Source organism: Variovorax sp. ISS6 (assembly GCF_056523145.1).
This window is the reverse complement of sequence record NZ_JAWRZC010000002.1, coordinates 916,165-932,576: the sequence shown is the minus strand read 5'-3', so window position 1 is coordinate 932,576 and position 16,412 is coordinate 916,165. Positions and strand designations below refer to the sequence as shown.

Sequence of the window (16,412 nt, the reverse complement as noted above, 5' to 3'; positions counted from 1 at the left end):
ACAGAAGTTATCTGCGCCAAAGCACGGCGCAGCGCACACGATGAACCGTACCGACAACCAACTTCCGTTCTCCAAGATTCGCAGTACGAATGGACTGGTCTTCCTCTCCGGCGAGCTCCCGATCCCGGACGCTGGACCGATTCCCGATGGCATCGCGCCACAAACCAATCTGACGCTTGAGCGCATCGATGCCTCGCTTCGCACCGTTGGCCTGAGCTTGGCCGACGTCGTACAGGTCACCGTCCATCTCGCACGCGCGGAGGACTTCGCTGAGTTCAATGCGACGTACCGAAAGCATTTTCAGACGCCGTATCCGACGCGCACGACGGTGGTGGCACAGTTGCTGGTGCCCGGCGCACGCATCGAAATCACGGTGACCGCCGCAACGCGGCTCGAAACCGAAGCCATGCCCGATGCCAGATGAAATCGTGGTGCTGGGCGCCGGCATGGTCGGCACCTGTACGGCCCTGGAACTGACGCTGCGCGGACATTCAGTCACGCTGGTCGATCGCTCGCCGGTCGGGCGCGAGACCAGCTATGGCAATGCGGGAGTCATTCAGCGCGAGGCTGTCGAACCCTATACGTTCCCGCGCGATCTGAAAGCGCTGGTCGGTGCCGCCCTCGGACGGGGCCTGGACATCAACTATCACTTCATGGACCTGTTGGCCGCTCTACCTCAGTTGGTGCGCTATTGGCGGAATTCTGCCCCGTCGAAGCACCGCCGCATCAGTCGCGAGTACGCGGGGCTCATCAAACATTCCACGCACGAGCACGGCCGCTTTGTGGCGCTTGCTGGCGCCGAAGATCTGGTACGCCGCAAGGGGCTTCGCTTGATGTACCGAAGTCCGCGCGCCTTCGAGGGAGCAGTCGCCCAGGCCGAGCGCCTGAAGCTGGAGTACGGCATCGCCTTTGACGCACTTGACACTCATGCGATGGCCTTGGCCGAGCCGGCGCTGCGCATGCCAGTTGCCGGCGCCGTTCACTGGGTGCAGTCGTGGAGCGTGAGCGATCCAGGGGCACTGGTCGAACGCTATGCCAAGGCGTTCGAGCGACGAGGCGGCCACATCATCCGTGCCGACGCGATCGCCTTGAGGGAGCGATCGATCGGTTGGGAGGCTCGTCTCGATGGCGGCATCTTGCATGCACGGCACGTGGTGGTTGCGCTCGGCCCCTGGTCCGATTCGCTGATCAAACCACTGGGCTATCGGTTGCCGCTGTTCGTCAAGCGTGGCTACCACCGGCACTACATCGGGGGAGATGGCGTGCTCGTTCCGACCCTGGACGCCGAACGCGGCTACGTGATGTCTTCGCAGCGTCGAGGCCTGCGCATCACAACGGGCGCAGAGATCGCGCGTATCGATGCGCACCCGACGCCACGTCAGCTCGCCGGTGCTGAAGCCGAGGCCCGCGAGCTGCTGAGCTTGGGTATTCCCGTCGAAGACGAGCCCTGGGTCGGCGCGCGGCCATGTTGCGCGGACATGAAGCCGGTCATCGGGCGGGCGCATCGCCATCGCGGCCTGTGGTTCAACTTTGGTCATGGACACCATGGATTCACGTTGGGGCCGGCCGGGGCACGCCTTCTGGCGGACCTTATCGAGTCCAAGCGGCCTTACACGGAGGCGAAGGCGTTCTCACCCTCGAGGTTCGCATGAACGGGTTGCTCAACGCTCTGACTTGCCGACGCCGCGGTTGCGTCGCCTCGCACTTTGCCGACATCTGCCTGGCAGATCCCCGGCTAGGAAATTGATCCATGGATTTCAGTGAAAACCGAAGACCTGCAAGCAAGGCGGTCGGCTTCTTCGTGGTGGTCGGACTGCATCTGCTCTTGGGCTGGGCGCTGGTGAGCGGACTGGCGCGCCGGGTCGTGGAAGTCGTGAAGGCACCCGTGGAAGTCAGCATCCTGGAGGAGCCCAAGGCACCGCCCCCCCCGCCGCCGCCCCCGCCGCCCAAAGAAACGCCCCGAAAGCCTCCGCCTCCACGCAAGGCCGCGCCGCCGCCACCGAGCTATGTGCCCCCGCCGGAGCTCAATGTCGCGCCGCCTGCAGATGCGCAGCCGTCGATCACGGCCTCTTCGGTGCCGCCGCCCCCCGCGCCCGTGGTCATCGCGCCGCCAGCGCCGCCGTCTGTGCCTCGACCCTTGGGCACACCGGCGCGCATCGACGTGTCTTCTTGCGAGAAGCCGGAGTACCCGAGAGCGGCATTGAAAGCAGAGGCCACAGGGACCACGCGCATTCGATTCACGATCGACGCGTCTGGTCGCGTGGCGAAAGCGGAGATCGACAGGCCCTCGGGACCGACCCGGGAGCATCGTTCGTTGGATGCGGCGGCGGTGGAGGTGTTGAGCCGGTGTCCCTTCAAGCCGGGCACCGATTCGGAGGGGCAACCGATAGGCGGTGCGGTCGCCACCGTCGAGTACGTGTGGAAGCTCGAGTAAGAGCCGCCTCGCCGTCGCGCGCTCGCCGCGTCTGCCGCGACAGGTCTGTTCGTGCGGGGCGCGTTGCCACGCGCGATCCACGTGCCAGTGATGCACGTTTTGTCAAATTTTCAAATGGAGAAGCACTCATGTCCCTCATCAATTTCATTCGCAGCGTCCGGCTCGCTGCCATGTCTGTCACCTTGATGGTTGGCGCACTTACGGCGTCAGCCCAGCCGGTGCCAAGTCCGATGCCAGCGGCCAGTGCGCCGGCAGTTGCGAGCACCCACGCGAACGTCCCCTCGTCAACGACCGGTGAGAGCCCGGATCAAGGCCGAAGTGCAGCGCCGTCCGCGCACGCGATAGAGAATCCCTATGGACTGAGCGCCCTTTGGGCGCAGGGTGATTTCGTCGCGAAAGGGACGTTGATCATCATGGTGCTCATGAGCATCGGAAGCTGGTGCATCATCTTCGTCAAGCTGTACGAGCAGCAAAAGCTGCTGAATGCTGCCAGCGCGGCCAGCAAGTCGTTCTGGAAGGCTGGCAGTGTGCAAGCCGGAGCGCAAACGCTGCGAAATGGAAGCGCCTTTCGCTACATCGCCGAACAGGGCCTGACGGCCAGTCAGCACCATGAGGGCACGCTGGTTGAACAGATCGATCTGCATACATGGGTGACGATGAGCATCCAGCGCGCCGTGGAGAAGGTGCAGAGCAGGCTGCAGGATGGGCTTGCCTTTCTTGCGACGGTCGGTTCCACCGCGCCCTTCGTGGGTCTGTTTGGCACGGTCTGGGGCATCTATAACGCACTCACGGCGATCGGTATCTCAGGCCAGGCATCGATTGACAAGGTGGCAGGTCCGGTCGGGGAGGCGTTGATCATGACTGCCATTGGGCTGGCGGTCGCCGTTCCCGCAGTGATGGGCTACAACTGGCTGATCCGACGCAACAAGAGCGCGATGGAGCGGGTGCGCAACTTCAGCGGAGATCTTCACAATGTACTGATCGGAGCCAAGCGATGAGCCTGGTCGTGCTTGTGCCTGCCTACCTGCTGCGCGCCTACGGACAGGCGGGCGCTCAGTCGCCTGTCATCACGACGGAGCCTGCGAAATGGGAATGAACGTCAGTGCCGATGGGAATGACGAGGCATTGAACTCGAGCATCAACACGACCCCTTTGGTCGATGTGATGTTGGTATTGCTGATCATTTTTCTCATCACCATTCCGGTTGTGACGCAATCCATCAAGCTCGAACTCCCCAAGGAACGTAACGTTCCGACGCAGACCAAGCCGGAAAACATCGTGCTTGCTGTCAGCCGTGGCGGTGACCTCTACTGGGGTGTGGAACGGATGCCCGACGTGGAAGCCTTGGTCGCCCGATTGAAGATCATGGCAGTCAAGGAGCCGCAACCCGAGGTCCACATCCGCGGTGACGCAGAAGTTCCTTACGAGGCAGTCGGGCGACTGGTGGCCGCCTGTCGCCGGGCGGGCATCCACAAGGTTGGATTCATCACCGAGCCGCCTGCGGGCAGCGCGAGCCGGTAGGAGAAAAAGATGGCAATGAGTGCGAATAGCGGCGATGGTGATGAAGAGATCATCGTCGACATCAACACGACACCGCTGATCGACGTCATGTTGGTGTTGTTGATCATGTTCATCATCACGATCCCCATTCAGACACACGCCGTGAAGATGAACATGCCGGTCCCCAGCAACGATCCGCATCCGCCGATTGTCACAAAGGAGGTCCGCATCGAGGTCGAAGCCGATGGAACAATCGGATGGAACGGAGAGGTCGTGTCTGGCCGCGCTGATCTCGAGCAACGTCTGGCAACGATTGCCGCGCAGCCCGACCAACCCGAGGTCCATTTGCGCCCCAGCAAGAGTGTTCCGTACAAGCATGTGGCAGGCGTCATGGCCAGCGCTCAGCGTCTTGGCGTCGTCAAGATCGGGATCGTCGGCAGCGAGCAGTTTGCCAACTGAGTGACGATCGATTCGGCGCGAGGATCTTGTCCTTGCGTCTCATCTGGCCTGACCACCTTCCGCAGCCCTGAGAGACTACTGCTGAGTGCTGGTCAGTCCTGGCTACCTTGCTGCGTACCGGCCCGGTACTGCCGGCGATAGTCACTCGGCGACATCTTGAGAACTCGCAAGAATGCTCGACGCATCACTTCTTCTGTCGAGAAGCCGCAACGCAAGGCTATGGCCTTGAATGACATCGGCGTTGTCTCGATCTCGTCGCAAGCCCGACTTAGACGAAGTAACTCGACCGCGCGCGCCGGCGTGATGCCAGTGGTTCGGAGGTAAAAGCGACCAAAAGTTCTTGGTGTCATCGCCACCCGTTCCGCCAGTGTCTCCACGGACAGGCGTTCGTGGAGGTTCTCGTCCATCCAGGCGTGCAGGGCAATGACACGACTGTCCCCGGTGGCGCGTGCGGGAAGGCCACTGCGAAAGCGGAACGGTGCGGAGATCGGCTCCCAGGAGGCGCCGATCTGTTCGGTCACCTTGATGGCGATAGGCTGCCCGAGGTCGTCCGCCACCAGCTTGAGTGCGAGCTTCATGCCTGCGGAGGCCGCCACGGCATCCCACAGGCGACGGGCGTCTGGTCGCCCGGTCCTTCGGTGTGCGGCGTCGGCCACCGTGAAACCAACGGTTCCGACCGAGGCAATGCGATCGATCTTCGATCGATGCTGAAGGATCCAATCACGCGCACGGCTCGTATGCGTCGAAGATGCGGACAACATGTGCGATGCAGTGCCACCGATCACCAGCGCGGTGTGAACATTTTCGCCGAAATCTGCCGGCAGTGCGCTGATGTTCAGGATGGTGCTGCCAGCGCCACGAACCGGAGTTGCTGCCGGAGCAAAGATGTGGATCTCATAGAACGATCTCCCGTAGATCTCGCCGTGAGCCGTGTTGGCTGCCTCGAAGACCTGTATCGCAGCCGCGACATCGAACAGTTCGAATCCGTCGACAACGATCAACCAGATTTGCGCCATCAAGGGTGAATGGAGGTATTGGGGGCGTCGAGACACTCAGAATTGGTGCCCTTGCTCGATCCTAGACGTCGTCGTTTCGAAATGGCCGCGAGCACGCTTCCGTGGCGGGAAGAATGGAATATTTGTCGGTGTGACGAAAGAAGTCTGTTCTTAGACTGCCTGCTACCGGTTTGGTTTTCTGCATTCATGCTCTGGTGAAGCAAAGACCGACGGACGTAGACATTTGTTGAATGAAAGTCCGGCAGTGAAGAAAAAATCCTACCTACCGTTTCTGGGTCACCGCCATGGCAATGCGCTGCGGCTCTCGAAACCCCGACGGAGCGACAGCCTCATTCGAACAAACAACTTTTTTTTGGAGATTGACGATGCGTTGCAACGCGCAACGGGAGTCGAGTCCAAATTCGAAGCGATTGCCCGTGGTGCGCGATGCTTGGGGTTCGAGCACTGTGCCTATGGATTTCGGGTCTTCAACTCTTTTGCCCATCCCAAGACGTTGATGGTCAACAACTATGCGCCGGCTTGGCAGCAACGCTATCGTGAGCAAGACTATCTCTCAATCGACCCGACCGTAGCGCACGGCGTTCGCTCGCGCGCGCCGTTGATCTGGCGACAGGATGTATTCAAGGATGTCCCGCAGCTCTGGACGGAGGCCCGCGAGGCAGGATTGCTTGCGGGTTGGGCCCAGTCGTCATTTGATGCCACCGGAAGTGTCGGAATGCTTACGCTGGCACGCTCGCATGAGCCGCTCTCCGCAGCGGAAGTATCGGCGCGAGGCGCGCAGGTGCAATGGTTGTCGGATGCGGCACACCAACACCTTTCGGAGGTACTCTGGCCGAGCGAGCGACGGCTGTGCCCGGCTCTCACGGCTCGGGAACTGGATGTTTTGCGTTGGACGGCAGACGGGAAGACGTCGGACGAAGTTGCTATCTTGCTCGGCGTTTCGCCCAATACGGTCAACTATCACGTAAAGAACGCAATCCGAAAGTTGCGGGTTGCGAACAAGGCTGCGGCGGTAGCGTGTTTGGTTCGTCTCCGACTGCTGATATGAGATTGGACCGCGGTGCCACAATGCTTTTCGGCAGCCTTGCTGTCGCCTTGCGGCAAGGTAGCGGCTGACACGCCAAAGCCGCTCGTGAGGGTTCATCGAAAAGGTCAATGGCCCGTCCGCCTGCGGATCGAAGGCGCGATTTCGATCCTGCATGCGTACAGGAAGTGCTGGTTCAGACAAACTGGCCTGCCCATGCGATGTGCGACAACACCGGCTCGACGAAGAATGCGCTCGACGCCGAGGGGCGAAACGGTGACGAGTTCGTCCGCGCCGCCGAAGGCGGCCATGCGCATCACGACGTCCAGCAGTGCCAGGGCGCGTTCGGGGGCGTCGTGTGAGGCTTGGCTTTCGAGGCGGGGAGCGTCGAGATCGATGACTGAGAATCTTGACAGCTCCCATACCTTTTCGCTATTTGGGGGTGGATGGCCGTCAAGCAGCTCCGGGAAAACGTCATTCAGCAGGTAAGGCTGATTGGTGGGTAGAAGTCTGGCTACACCTTTCAGACGAGCATCTCGCTCGCGGGCCATCACGTACATGGTGTCCGGACGATCGAACTGGTCGAGTTCGGTGACGCCATCGTTCTCTGATGTTGCCCCCGTACTTCCGGGCCCGTCCTATTCGCAATAAAGCGCCTGGTCCATCACTGACTCTTGGCGCACCTGGGCGGCCTGCTGCCGCCTGAACTCCCGAGGTGATCGCATTTTCAGCGACGAGTGCGGATGCACCTCGTTGAAGTGCTCGAAGGCGGCCGGCAACTGCGCCAGCACCGTCTGTGCGTCACGCAGGTCCATGCGCGCCACGTAGTCGCGCTTGAAGGTGTTGACGAAGCTCTCGGCCATGCCGTTGCTCTGTGGGCTGCATACGGGTGTGTTGATGGGCTGCAAGCCCAGCGAGCGTGCCAGTGCGCGCGTGTCCGCCGCGATGTAGGCGCCGCCGTTGTCGCTCAGGAACTCCAGCCGGTGGCCCGCGGGGACGGCTTCCACGGTCCCGAAGCGCCGCTCCACCGCTTCGATGAGCATCTCGCGCACCGGCTCGCCCGGCAGTCCCTTGCCTTCCCAGGCACGCCAGGCCATCACCTCGCGGTCGCAGCAGTCCTTGGCGAAGGTGGCCGTCACCGTCTGGCCCGAGTCGCACTTGATTTCCAAGCCGTCGGAGCACCAGCGCAGGTCGCTGTTTGTCACGGACACCTGACCCTCATGCGTGCGGGCCGACTGGCGTCGTCGTGGTGCCTTGGGCAATAGCAAGCCCGCGTGCGCCATCACGCGATACACGCGCTTGGGATTGACCCGCGCCTCGCCCCTGGCGTCGCGCTGGCGGTTCACCAGGGCGCAGGCGCGCCGATAGCCATAGCTTGGCAACTCGGCAATCTCGTGGCGCAGCTCGGCCAGCAAGCTTGCATCGCCTTTCGGTGTGCGATGCGTTCGACCGTCCGTCCAGTCGTCGCCGCGTCCCAGCACCTCACACACATGCGAGCGCGCCAACCCCATCGTCCGGCAGACCGTCTTCACTGGTCTTCCCCGGGCAACAAGGGCGAGCGCGCAATCCACTTTTTTTCGGCGGCGTACTCCACGGCTTCCTTGAGGATTTCGTTCTCCAAGGTCTTCTTGCCGAGCACGCGCTGCAGCTTGGCGATTTCCGCACGGGCAGCCGCCAGCTCAGACGCCGGAACCACTGCTTCGCCAGCGGACACGGCAGTCAAAGCGCCTTGCCGCTCGAGCTTGCGCCACTGGAACAACAAGCTGGCCGCTACGCCTTCCTGTCGAGCCACGAGCGACACGCTCATCCCAGGCTCGTAGGTGCGCCGCACCAGCGCTGCCTTTTCAGGGAGGGACCAGCGCCTGCGGCGCTGGTCTTTCAAAATCACCTCCACCGACTCCGTATGCCTAGTCGTATTCATAGTCCTATTCCTATCTCAAAGATAAGCGATAGGACGGGACCGGGGAATCAGGGGGCTATCTCATCTCAAGCTCCCAATGAAGCTTTTCGACAAAGACGCGATAGCGGTAGTGTGCCATCGCCGCGAATGCGCTATTCGACAAAGAGCTCGCGGTGCCTGCCACGATGTGCATGATTCGCTTTCACTGAGTTTGCCTCGAAGGATTAGATGAAAGCGCACAGACTTTGAGAACTACCAGATCTGGCACCGGAGACAGGCGTGCATCGCGGAGCGGTGACGGCTGCCAACGTTGCTCGCCGTGTGCAGATCAAAACGGTAGCGCTGCCACGGACCGTCTCCTGGCGAGAAGAGCACCAGTTTTCCGTGGCGGGAGAGGCCACCGCGGTGCCATAGCCCCCGACCACAATTGCGTCACACGAAAGACGCATGGCTCGGACTGACTTGTATCGTTGTCCGGCGCGGTTTCAAGCTTGCCGCGCGTTCAGGTCAGAGCGACATGACTTTGCATCTCATGCAAGCCTTGCGGTCGATCACGGAAGCGACAAGGATGGGGTCCAAGAATTTCTTCCATCGGACTCATGCAACCCCCATCTTCGTTCTATGCGCTCGACAGTCGGACAGTGAGCGCCAGCCCCGACCAAGCCCTCGCGAGACTGAATGCGCTTCACGATCAACTCGATGGCATTGACGAACGTCTGCTCCACGCACTCCGGCAGCGGTTGGACTGCAGCACGCGCATTGGTCTCCACAAGCGCAAGCACGGTATGTCACTCTTGGAGCCTTGGCGGATGGATCGCGTCCAGCGACTCGCGTCTGCGTTCGCCGCGGACCATGGCATTCGTGGCGGCTTTCTGCAAGCGCTCTATTCGTTGATCATCGACGAGGCCTGTCGCCTCGAGCTTGAAGTCATGAAGACGTCATGCGACAGTGGATCGACGTGACATGGCTTGGCCGCCAGCTAGGTCCTGGAGCGGATGAATGGTCGTCGTGTGTTTCCTCGCCCCCCGGGGACGCACAAAGCCCCCTGAAAATTCGGGACCCATTGAGCTTGCAACGAGACCGATGGGATATGCGCAGCGGTAAGAACTTGTTCGACCTTCGGAATGCGGCGTGCCTTTCCGAAAGGCAGTTGGCACGACGCGCCGGCGTGTCTCGCGCGATGATCTCTCGCATAGAACTCGGTCGGATCCAGCCGCCGCCGGACGTTCTCGAGCGAATCGGACGCGTGATCGATGTCGCGATGATCGATCGCTTCTTTTCGCGATGAACGCGGGAAGGGGGTGAAGACCCGTGGAGCGCCTTGCCGGCCGGGTACGCCGTGGGACGCCAGCTAGAATCAGTCAGGGTAGAGCATCCGATGCGACGGGGTTGCGCGCGTGGTCCGGCAGGACGTGCCGAGGCGTCGCGATCGTCCCGTCTCCGATATTTCACATGAAAACCCACCGTCAACGCCTGCAACGCGCGCACTTCGCGTTCATGCGCGCGTTGATCCAAGGTCTCGACGCTCGAGCGAGCTGGGATCGGTATCTGCGGCTCGAGGGGGAGTCGGCCGACATGCGCAATGTTCGGCGCACCATCGGGTGGATGCGCGATGCCTTCGCGGCCGCTGCGCGGCGCGAGCGCCGCCCTGGTACTGCGCGGCTGATCCTGTTGGACCCAGAGCGGTTCGCCAGCGCACCCAGTTTCCCGACCCTGGAGGATTTCGCGCGCGAGCAGGGGCTGGAAGATTTCTCGCATGCCGAGCAGATCGAGGCGTACGAGGCGGCCCATCCGAAAGCGGGTGCCAGCGACGGCGCCGCGCAGGGCGGCGCGAGCTCGCGTCGGGCCCGGGTCGTGCAGCGCCAGCTGGAAGCCTTGCGCTGGCTCGAGGATCTGACAGCTGAAGATCCACGACCCAACGATCCCGTCAGCGCGTGGCTGCATCCCTTGCTGGCGGGCCGGCTGGAAAGGGCTCAATTGCGCACGCTGCAAGAGCTGGTCGAGCGCGTTAATCAGAGCGGCGCGCGCTGGTGGGTCAGGGTGCCCGGTATCGGCGCGCACAAGGCGGCACGCGTGGTTGAGTGGCTGCAGGCGAATGAGCAAGCGCTGGGCCTGCGCGTGGGGCGACACGCCTTGCGCAAAAGATCACAACTGGCGCTGAATGAACTCCATGCGGTGGTGCCGCCTGCGCTGGAACTTCGACCTTTGGAGAAGCTGATCCTGCCACCCGCCTTGGATGGCAGCCAAGGGGCGTTCCGCAGAGCAGTTGCAGCCGATAGCAACCCGTCTGCACGCAACGATGTCGAGGCCATCGTCGAGTGGCTTGGCAGTCGCAGCGCTTCTCTGGGGGCGGTCACTTCGTCCCTGCCGTCGGTGCTCAGCGCCACGCAACGGTCCTATCGCAAGGAGGCCGAGCGTATGCTTTTGTGGGCTACGCTCGAGCGAGGCAAGCCCCTATCGTCGCTCACGGCTGAGGATGTGCCTGCCTACCAGAGATTTCTTGTATCACCGCCTGCCGAATGGTGCGGTCCGCGTCACCATCAACGCTGGTCACCGTTATGGCGACCCTTTGAAGGTGGACTCTCTCCCGCGGCACAGCGGCAGGCCCTGGTGATCTTGCGTGGCCTGTTCGCCCACCTTGTGAAACGGGGATATCTCACGCACAGCCCCTTTGCGGCACACGCCTTGCCCGCGACTCCGCCAGTGGTAGCGCAAGTTGATCGGGCAGATCCGATGCCATGGGATCACCTTGATCGGGAGTTGGAACGGCATAGCGACGACGAGGCGGCGCGCCGGCTCCGCCGAGCGCTGCGCTGGATCCGCGCCACCGGCCTGCGGCTCGGTGAGGTGACGGCACTGCGCTGCGAAGACCTGGTGCCGCCCGGAGACGAGGGAGGTGCCCACCGCGCAGAACCCTGGCTGCTCGAGGTGAGGGATTCTGCACGCGTGACCAAGCGGCTGCCGATTGCGGCTGAGCATGTGTACGAACTGGAGCAGGAATTGGCGCGTCACGGACTCGAGCCGCATGTCAACGCGCGAAGCAATCACGGTATCGCGGTACTGGCGCGCTTCTCCCCCGGGGTGCCCCAGCCCAGCCCCTGGTCCGCTTCGGGCCTTCACAAGGCGATGAAGCGCTTCTTGCACCAGGTTGCACAGGGAATGGACGAAGCGCAGGCAACGCAGGTTCGACGCCTCAACACGCACGATCTGCGTCGCGTCGCGCGACGCACGACGCCCGGATCAGCCACGGCCTGAGTTGCAGCGGGAGGGCCTCCGACTACGTCGGAGGTCATCGACAACCCGGCCGTCGCGCCGCATGATGGCCGGTGTCGGCCGGCCCTTGCGGCCCCGGCGCCCCTCCCGGTTTCGAAAGCCTTCCCATGCCCACAGCAGAAACCCTCGAGAAATTCATCGCGCGCGTGGAGTCCAACTTCCATGCCGAAGCCCTCGCCGAGTTCTATACCGAGGACTCGACCATGCAGGAGAACCAGTCGCCGCCGCGCGCGGGGCTGGCCGCCAACATCGCGCGCGAGCGCGCCACGCTGGCCCGCGCGTCCGCGGTCCGTTCGCAGTGCGTGCGCCCGGCCTTCGTGCAGGGCGACCATGTCGCGATCCGCTGGATCTTCGAGTTCGACTGGCTCGACGGCAGCAGCAGCCGCATCGAGGAGATCGCCTGGCAGCGCTGGTCGGGCGAGCGCATCGCGTCGGAGCAGTTCTTCTACGACCCCGCGCAGATGGCGCCGAAGAAGCCCGCGCCATGAGCGAGCCCAAGCAGCTGGCCCATGCACGCGCGGTGCTGCAGGCCCAGCCCTTCAGCGTGCTGCTCGGCACCGAGATCCTGGCCTTCGGCCCCGTGCTCACCGAACTGCGCCTCGCGCTGCGGCCCGAACTCAAGCAGCAGCACGGCTTCGCCCATGGCGGCGTGCTCAGCTACCTGGCCGACAACGCGCTGACCTTCGCGGGCGGCAGCGCGCTGTCCGATGCGGTCGTCACCGCCGAGTACAAGATCAACTATGTGCGCCCCGCGCAGGGCGACACGCTGCTCGCGCGCGCCCGCGTGCTGCATGGCGGCAAGCACCAGGCCGTCTGTGCCTGTGAGATCTTCGCGCTCGATGCCGACGGCGGCGAGAAGCTGGTGGCCGTCGCGCAAGGCACGATCTCCTCGATGGGCGAGCGGCCGGCCGCGTGAGCATCGCGCTGATCCTGCGCCGCACGCGCCTCGAGCACGGCATCAGCCAGCTCGAGCTGGCAGGGCGTCTCGACGTCTCGCAGCGGCACGTCAGCTTCCTCGAATCCGGCCGCGCGCTGCCGAGCCGCGGCCTGATCCTCGCGTGGATGGCCGAGCTGGGCGTGCCGGTGTCGGTGCGCAACGCAGCGTTGTTGCAATGCGGATTCGCGCTGCCGCAGCCCGACGAGGACACGCAGGGCGCCGAAGCCAATCTCGTGCGCGAGGCCGTGCGCCGCACGCTCGAGGCGCACCTGCCGCATCCGGGCCTGGCCTTCGATGCCGACTGGAAGACGGTGGAACAGAACCGCGGCGCACGCTGGCTGTCGTCGGTCGTGATGCCCGGGCTCTGGCGCACGGCCGGCGGTGGTGGCATGGGCCTGGACATCATCACGGCCATCGGGCATCCGCAGGGCCTGCTGTCGCGCGCCCGCGAACCCGAGGCCACGGCCGCCGCGCTGCTCACGCAACTGCGCGCCGAAACCTGGAGCCGGCCCGCGCTCGCCTCGCGCGTCGAATGGCTCGCACGCGCGCTCGAGCGCCGTTACCCGGGCCGCATGCCCGAGCGCGGCCGCGCGGTCGGCGTGCCGTATTTCAGCTTCGTCTTCGACACCGAGTTCGGCGCGCTGTCCTTCGAGGTCATGCAGAGCGTGTTCGCGCTGCCGCAGGACGTGACGCCGGCCTCGCTGCGCGTCGAGATGTGGTTCCCGCGCGATCGCGCCACCTCCGAGGTGATGGCGCGCCACGTGCCGCTGCAACCGGCGCTTCAGGTGCCGTAGAGCACGAACGGCGCCCAGTAGGCGGGCTTGCGCAGGCGTTCGCCGTATTCGCCCTCGGCGAAGGCACGCTTGGTCTCCGCCAGCGCGCGTTCCACCGGCAGCCTGCGCTCGATGCGCGCGAAGAAGGCCTCCATGAAGCGCGCCGTGCTCTCGTCGCTGACCGGCCACAGCGTCATCACCGTGTTGACGTTGCCCGCTACGTACAGCGCATAGGGCAGCCCCATCACGCCGTCGCCCGCCACCACCTTGCCGATGCCGGTCTCGCAGGCCGACATCACGACCAGGTCGCTGCGCAAGGTGTAGCCCGGCCATTCCGCGGCCGTGACATAGCCGTCCACCGACGGCGGGTTGTCGACCTGGCCCAGCACCAGCGCGCTCAGCGCCGGCACGCTCGGGCTCAGGTAGCCGTGCACCGAGAACAGCAGGTGCCGGTACTTCGCGAGCTCGCCGCCGCGGTCGAGCCGCTGCAGGTTCTGCTCGGTCGCGTCGGCGCCGCTGACCAGGTCGACCTGGCGATGCCGGAACACGCGCGCGATGCTTTCGAGTTCGCGCTGCGTGCCCGGCAGGTTCTCCCAGCTGTTCTCGCGCAGTTCCTCGACCGCCGCGCCGATGCCTTCCTCGCTCTCGGCCGAGGCGCGGGCCGACAGCAGCGCATCGTCGCCGGCGGCCGCGCCGCGTTTGGCCGAAGGCTGTGCCGCCCGTGCATTGCCTTCGTACACCGGATTGCCGATCGCCAGCATCGCTTTGCGCGGTGGCAGGCGGCCGTAACTGGCCGAGCGGCGCTGCAGCAGTTCCATCATCGAGAGCGACTGCACGTAGCCCACGCTGTGGCGCTGCGCGAGCAGCTCGCCGTCGACCGGCAGCGTTTCGAAGGGCAGCATCGCGAGCGCGCCATCGGGCGAGACGATCAGCCGCCGCCGCGCGCCGATGCTCGCCTGCAGCGGCGCGATCAGCCGCTTCGACAGCCACTGACCGATCGGCGCCGCATCGCTCACGCGTTGCGCGCCTTCCTGCGGCGGCTGCGCGGCCGGTGCCACGCGATAGCGCTCGGGCCCGAGTTGCCACACCGCCTGCCCCTCGCCGAGCGCATCGCCCACCAGCCGCCGGTAGGCATCGATGCTGTCGGCGAGGCCGGGCAGCGGTGCGAGTTCGGCAGCTTGCAGCAGCCCGCTGCCATCGACCACGAAGGCCATTACGCGGTCGCCATCGAGCAGGTAGCTCACGAACACGCTGTCGGCCGGCAGCAGCCGCTTCGCATCGGCCAGCGAGGCGAGATGCGGCTGCGACTGCTGCGCGTACTTCGGATGCCGAGCGCGCAGCCGCCGCTGCAGGTCGGCATAGGACAGCACCACGCGGTTGCGCTCGGCCTCCAGCGTCTGGCGGCGGTCGACCTGCGCGCCGGTCTCGTCGAGGCTGCGGTCGATGCGTGCCAGCTCGGCCTCGTGCCGGTCGACCGCCTCCTGCTCCTTTGCGGGCAGCAGCCGGCCACGGTTGGCCTGCTGCAGCGCCGTGCTCTCGATCAGCGTGCGCGCCTTCGAAAGCTCCGCGATCTCGAAGGCCCGCGCGTTCTCGCCGTCGCGCACGCTGGTCAGCGCATGGTGGCGATAGCCTTCCACGTAGCGTTCGAACAGCGCGCGGCGGCTCTTCACGCTCAGGCCATGCTGCGCACGCAGCGCTTCCACGTCGCGCTGGAACCGCGGCATCAGCGGCTTCACCGTGTCGAGCCGGTCGGCCGCCAGCGCGGCACCCATGCGTTCGATCAGCGACAGCAGCGTTTCGGGATGCGCGTCGCCCAGCAGCGCGCGCCGGCCCTCGTGCGCGCGTTCGAAGAGTGCGAGCGCCTCGTTCGCATCGCCGGCCGACAGCACCGAGCGGCCCAGGCTGTGGACCGCGGCCAGCGTCAGCGGATGCTGCTCGCCCATCAGCGCGACGCGGATGTCGAGCGCCTCGCGCGAGCGCTGCGCCGCTTCCGTGTACCGCCCCTGCGCCTCGAGCACGCTCGCATAGACGTTGAGCGCATAGAGCGTGTCGGGATGGCCCGCGCCGCGCGCGGCCGCGAGTTGCGTCCAGGCCGCGCGCGCCTTGTCGTGCGCCGCGCCGAGTCGGCCCATGCGCCGCAGCTCAATGGCCTCGGCGCTCGCGGCCCGCGCGCTGCGCGGATCGGCGTCGCCATGGGCCGCGGCCGTGAGTTCGTGCACGCGCTGCGCATAGGCCAGGGCCTCGCGGTGGCGATACAGCGCCGAGTAGGTGGCCGACAGGCTGGCCAGCGAACTCAGCGTGTCCGGTGCCTGCGTGCCCAGCACGCGGCGGCGCGCTTCGTAGACCTGCTCGTGCAGCTTCAGCGCCTCGGCGAAACGGCCGAGGTCGCTGAGGTTCACCGCCACCGCATTGCGCATGCGCAGCGTCGTCGGATCGTCGGCGCCCCATTGCGCCTGCGCGGCCGCGGCCAGTTCCTCGCCGATCGCCAGCGCCTCGCCATAGCGGCCCGATTCGCCGAGCGTGCCCGCGAGGTTGTGGCGCGCGACCAGCGTGTTGCGCGAGGTGGAGCCGGCCGACTTCAGCGTGAGGCGGTAGATCTCTTTCTGCAGCGCGAGCGCCTCGCGGCAGCGGCCGACCTTGCACAACTGCAGCGCGAGTGCGTTGCGGCCCGACAGCGCCGCATTGGCCTCGCGGCCCCAGAAGGCATCGCGCCAGACCGCGCGTTGCTCGAGCCAGGCCAGCCGCGCGGCATCGTCGGCACGCGCATCGCTGTTGTCGGCGAGCCGGGCGAGGATCAGGTCCTTCGCGAGAAAGGCCTCCATCGACAGCGAGGCGGCCTGCTCGCGCGGCAACTGCTGCAGCGCGCGCCGAAGCCGTTCATCGCCGTCGCGGAAGCGGCCGGCCTTCTCGAGTTCGTCGGATTCGCGCACGAGGCCGCCGACTTCCGAATAGGCCGCGCCCAAGGGCGGAAACGGCGGCGCGGCCGCGGCGGCCAGCGGCAGCAGGAGCAATGAAAGAAGGAGGCGGTGGAGCGGCGTGGGCAAGAGCATCTTTCTCGCGGTGGATGCCCCGAAGCTAAGGGCGCCGGCGCGGCTT

General features: G+C 65.0%; 16 protein-coding genes and 1 pseudogene. 13 read left to right on the top strand and 4 right to left on the bottom strand.

Features of this window, described 5'->3' with window-relative positions; translation table 11 throughout:
• Positions 1-40 precede the first annotated feature (40 nt).
• The 6 genes from AC1HIL_RS35910 to AC1HIL_RS35885 all read left to right on the top strand — a co-directional run bounded on the left by AC1HIL_RS35910 (position 41) and on the right by AC1HIL_RS35885 (position 4,393).
• Entirely contained in the window at positions 41-424 is a 384-nt protein-coding gene (locus AC1HIL_RS35910) for a RidA family protein (protein WP_422098396.1), read from the top strand.
• The gene (locus AC1HIL_RS35905; protein WP_261216316.1) at positions 414-1,652 is read left to right on the top strand and encodes an NAD(P)/FAD-dependent oxidoreductase; all 1,239 of its coding nucleotides are present in this window, start codon (positions 414-416) and stop codon (positions 1,650-1,652) included. Before AC1HIL_RS35910 ends, AC1HIL_RS35905 begins: the two co-directional genes overlap by 11 nt.
• Before the next feature lie 98 nt (positions 1,653-1,750).
• Positions 1,751-2,434 carry an energy transducer TonB gene (locus AC1HIL_RS35900; protein WP_479668847.1) on the top strand — a complete coding sequence of 228 codons (684 nt, stop codon included), beginning with the start codon at positions 1,751-1,753 and terminating at the stop codon, positions 2,432-2,434.
• A gap of 128 nt (positions 2,435-2,562) precedes the next feature.
• Positions 2,563-3,432: a MotA/TolQ/ExbB proton channel family protein gene (locus AC1HIL_RS35895; protein WP_422098394.1), complete on the top strand. Its 870-nt coding sequence runs from the start codon at positions 2,563-2,565 to the stop codon at positions 3,430-3,432.
• Between the two features lie 88 nt (positions 3,433-3,520).
• On the top strand, positions 3,521-3,955 hold the full coding sequence (locus AC1HIL_RS35890; protein ID WP_057595951.1) for an ExbD/TolR family protein: 435 nt from the start codon (positions 3,521-3,523) through the stop codon (positions 3,953-3,955).
• A 9-nt stretch (positions 3,956-3,964) separates the two neighbouring features.
• On the top strand, positions 3,965-4,393 hold the full coding sequence (locus AC1HIL_RS35885) for an ExbD/TolR family protein (protein WP_261216319.1): 429 nt from the start codon (positions 3,965-3,967) through the stop codon (positions 4,391-4,393).
• A 92-nt stretch (positions 4,394-4,485) separates the two neighbouring features.
• Here the strand turns inward: AC1HIL_RS35885 and AC1HIL_RS35880 are convergent, their stop codons facing one another.
• Positions 4,486-5,409, bottom strand: a complete 924-nt coding sequence (locus AC1HIL_RS35880; protein ID WP_422099446.1) for a GlxA family transcriptional regulator — start codon at positions 5,407-5,409, stop codon at positions 4,486-4,488.
• Between the two features lie 244 nt (positions 5,410-5,653).
• On the opposite strand from AC1HIL_RS35880, the gene AC1HIL_RS35875 reads away from it, so the two are divergent.
• The gene (locus AC1HIL_RS35875) at positions 5,654-6,457 is read left to right on the top strand and encodes a LuxR family transcriptional regulator (protein WP_261216320.1); all 804 of its coding nucleotides are present in this window, start codon (positions 5,654-5,656) and stop codon (positions 6,455-6,457) included.
• Positions 6,458-6,561: 104 nt separating this feature from the next.
• Here AC1HIL_RS35875 and AC1HIL_RS35870 read toward each other — a convergent pair.
• Both AC1HIL_RS35870 and AC1HIL_RS35865 read right to left on the bottom strand, forming a co-directional pair.
• Positions 6,562-7,014: pseudogene (locus AC1HIL_RS35870) on the bottom strand (acyl-homoserine-lactone synthase); the annotation flags it as partial.
• Positions 7,015-7,071: 57 nt separating this feature from the next.
• A protein-coding gene (locus tag AC1HIL_RS35865) for an IS3 family transposase (protein WP_245610619.1) occupies positions 7,072-8,354 on the bottom strand; the annotation gives its coding sequence in 2 pieces (ribosomal slippage) (positions 7,072-8,018 and positions 8,018-8,354; 1,284 coding nt in all).
• 620 nt (positions 8,355-8,974) lie between these two features.
• On the opposite strand from AC1HIL_RS35865, the gene AC1HIL_RS35860 reads away from it, so the two are divergent.
• The 6 genes from AC1HIL_RS35860 (at position 8,975) to AC1HIL_RS35835 (ending at position 13,337) form a co-directional block, all read left to right on the top strand.
• Positions 8,975-9,295 carry a chorismate mutase gene (locus AC1HIL_RS35860; RefSeq protein WP_172705468.1) on the top strand — a complete coding sequence of 107 codons (321 nt, stop codon included), beginning with the start codon at positions 8,975-8,977 and terminating at the stop codon, positions 9,293-9,295.
• Positions 9,274-9,621 carry a helix-turn-helix domain-containing protein gene (locus AC1HIL_RS35855; protein WP_422098391.1) on the top strand — a complete coding sequence of 116 codons (348 nt, stop codon included), beginning with the start codon at positions 9,274-9,276 and terminating at the stop codon, positions 9,619-9,621. Before AC1HIL_RS35860 ends, AC1HIL_RS35855 begins: the two co-directional genes overlap by 22 nt.
• Before the next feature lie 164 nt (positions 9,622-9,785).
• Complete coding sequence (locus tag AC1HIL_RS35850) at positions 9,786-11,588, top strand: phage integrase family protein (protein WP_479668848.1); 1,803 nt, start codon at positions 9,786-9,788, stop codon at positions 11,586-11,588.
• Between the two features lie 125 nt (positions 11,589-11,713).
• Entirely contained in the window at positions 11,714-12,094 is a 381-nt protein-coding gene (locus tag AC1HIL_RS35845) for a nuclear transport factor 2 family protein (RefSeq protein ID WP_413765085.1), read from the top strand.
• Complete coding sequence (locus AC1HIL_RS35840; protein WP_479668849.1) at positions 12,091-12,522, top strand: PaaI family thioesterase; 432 nt, start codon at positions 12,091-12,093, stop codon at positions 12,520-12,522. Before AC1HIL_RS35845 ends, AC1HIL_RS35840 begins: the two co-directional genes overlap by 4 nt.
• Entirely contained in the window at positions 12,519-13,337 is an 819-nt protein-coding gene (locus AC1HIL_RS35835; protein ID WP_413765087.1) for an MmyB family transcriptional regulator, read from the top strand. Before AC1HIL_RS35840 ends, AC1HIL_RS35835 begins: the two co-directional genes overlap by 4 nt.
• Here the strand turns inward: AC1HIL_RS35835 and AC1HIL_RS35830 are convergent.
• On the bottom strand, positions 13,325-16,360 hold the full coding sequence (locus AC1HIL_RS35830; RefSeq protein WP_479668850.1) for a CHAT domain-containing tetratricopeptide repeat protein: 3,036 nt from the start codon (positions 16,358-16,360) through the stop codon (positions 13,325-13,327). The two genes, AC1HIL_RS35835 and AC1HIL_RS35830, sit on opposite strands and share 13 nt — an antisense overlap.
• Positions 16,361-16,412 lie beyond the last annotated feature (52 nt).

Coding starts and splice junctions, on each gene's coding strand:
- AC1HIL_RS35855 (WP_422098391.1), top strand. CDS start 9,274: ATGCGACAGTGGATCGACGTGACATGGCTTGGCCGCCAGCTAGGTCCT.
- AC1HIL_RS35910 (WP_422098396.1), top strand. CDS start 41: ATGAACCGTACCGACAACCAACTTCCGTTCTCCAAGATTCGCAGTACG.
- AC1HIL_RS35890 (WP_057595951.1), top strand. CDS start 3,521: ATGGGAATGAACGTCAGTGCCGATGGGAATGACGAGGCATTGAACTCG.
- AC1HIL_RS35905 (WP_261216316.1), top strand. CDS start 414: ATGCCAGATGAAATCGTGGTGCTGGGCGCCGGCATGGTCGGCACCTGT.
- AC1HIL_RS35895 (WP_422098394.1), top strand. CDS start 2,563: ATGTCCCTCATCAATTTCATTCGCAGCGTCCGGCTCGCTGCCATGTCT.
- AC1HIL_RS35840 (WP_479668849.1), top strand. CDS start 12,091: ATGAGCGAGCCCAAGCAGCTGGCCCATGCACGCGCGGTGCTGCAGGCC.
- AC1HIL_RS35880 (WP_422099446.1), bottom strand. CDS start 5,409: ATGGCGCAAATCTGGTTGATCGTTGTCGACGGATTCGAACTGTTCGAT.
- AC1HIL_RS35885 (WP_261216319.1), top strand. CDS start 3,965: ATGGCAATGAGTGCGAATAGCGGCGATGGTGATGAAGAGATCATCGTC.
- AC1HIL_RS35850 (WP_479668848.1), top strand. CDS start 9,786: ATGAAAACCCACCGTCAACGCCTGCAACGCGCGCACTTCGCGTTCATG.
- AC1HIL_RS35845 (WP_413765085.1), top strand. CDS start 11,714: ATGCCCACAGCAGAAACCCTCGAGAAATTCATCGCGCGCGTGGAGTCC.
- AC1HIL_RS35900 (WP_479668847.1), top strand. CDS start 1,751: ATGGATTTCAGTGAAAACCGAAGACCTGCAAGCAAGGCGGTCGGCTTC.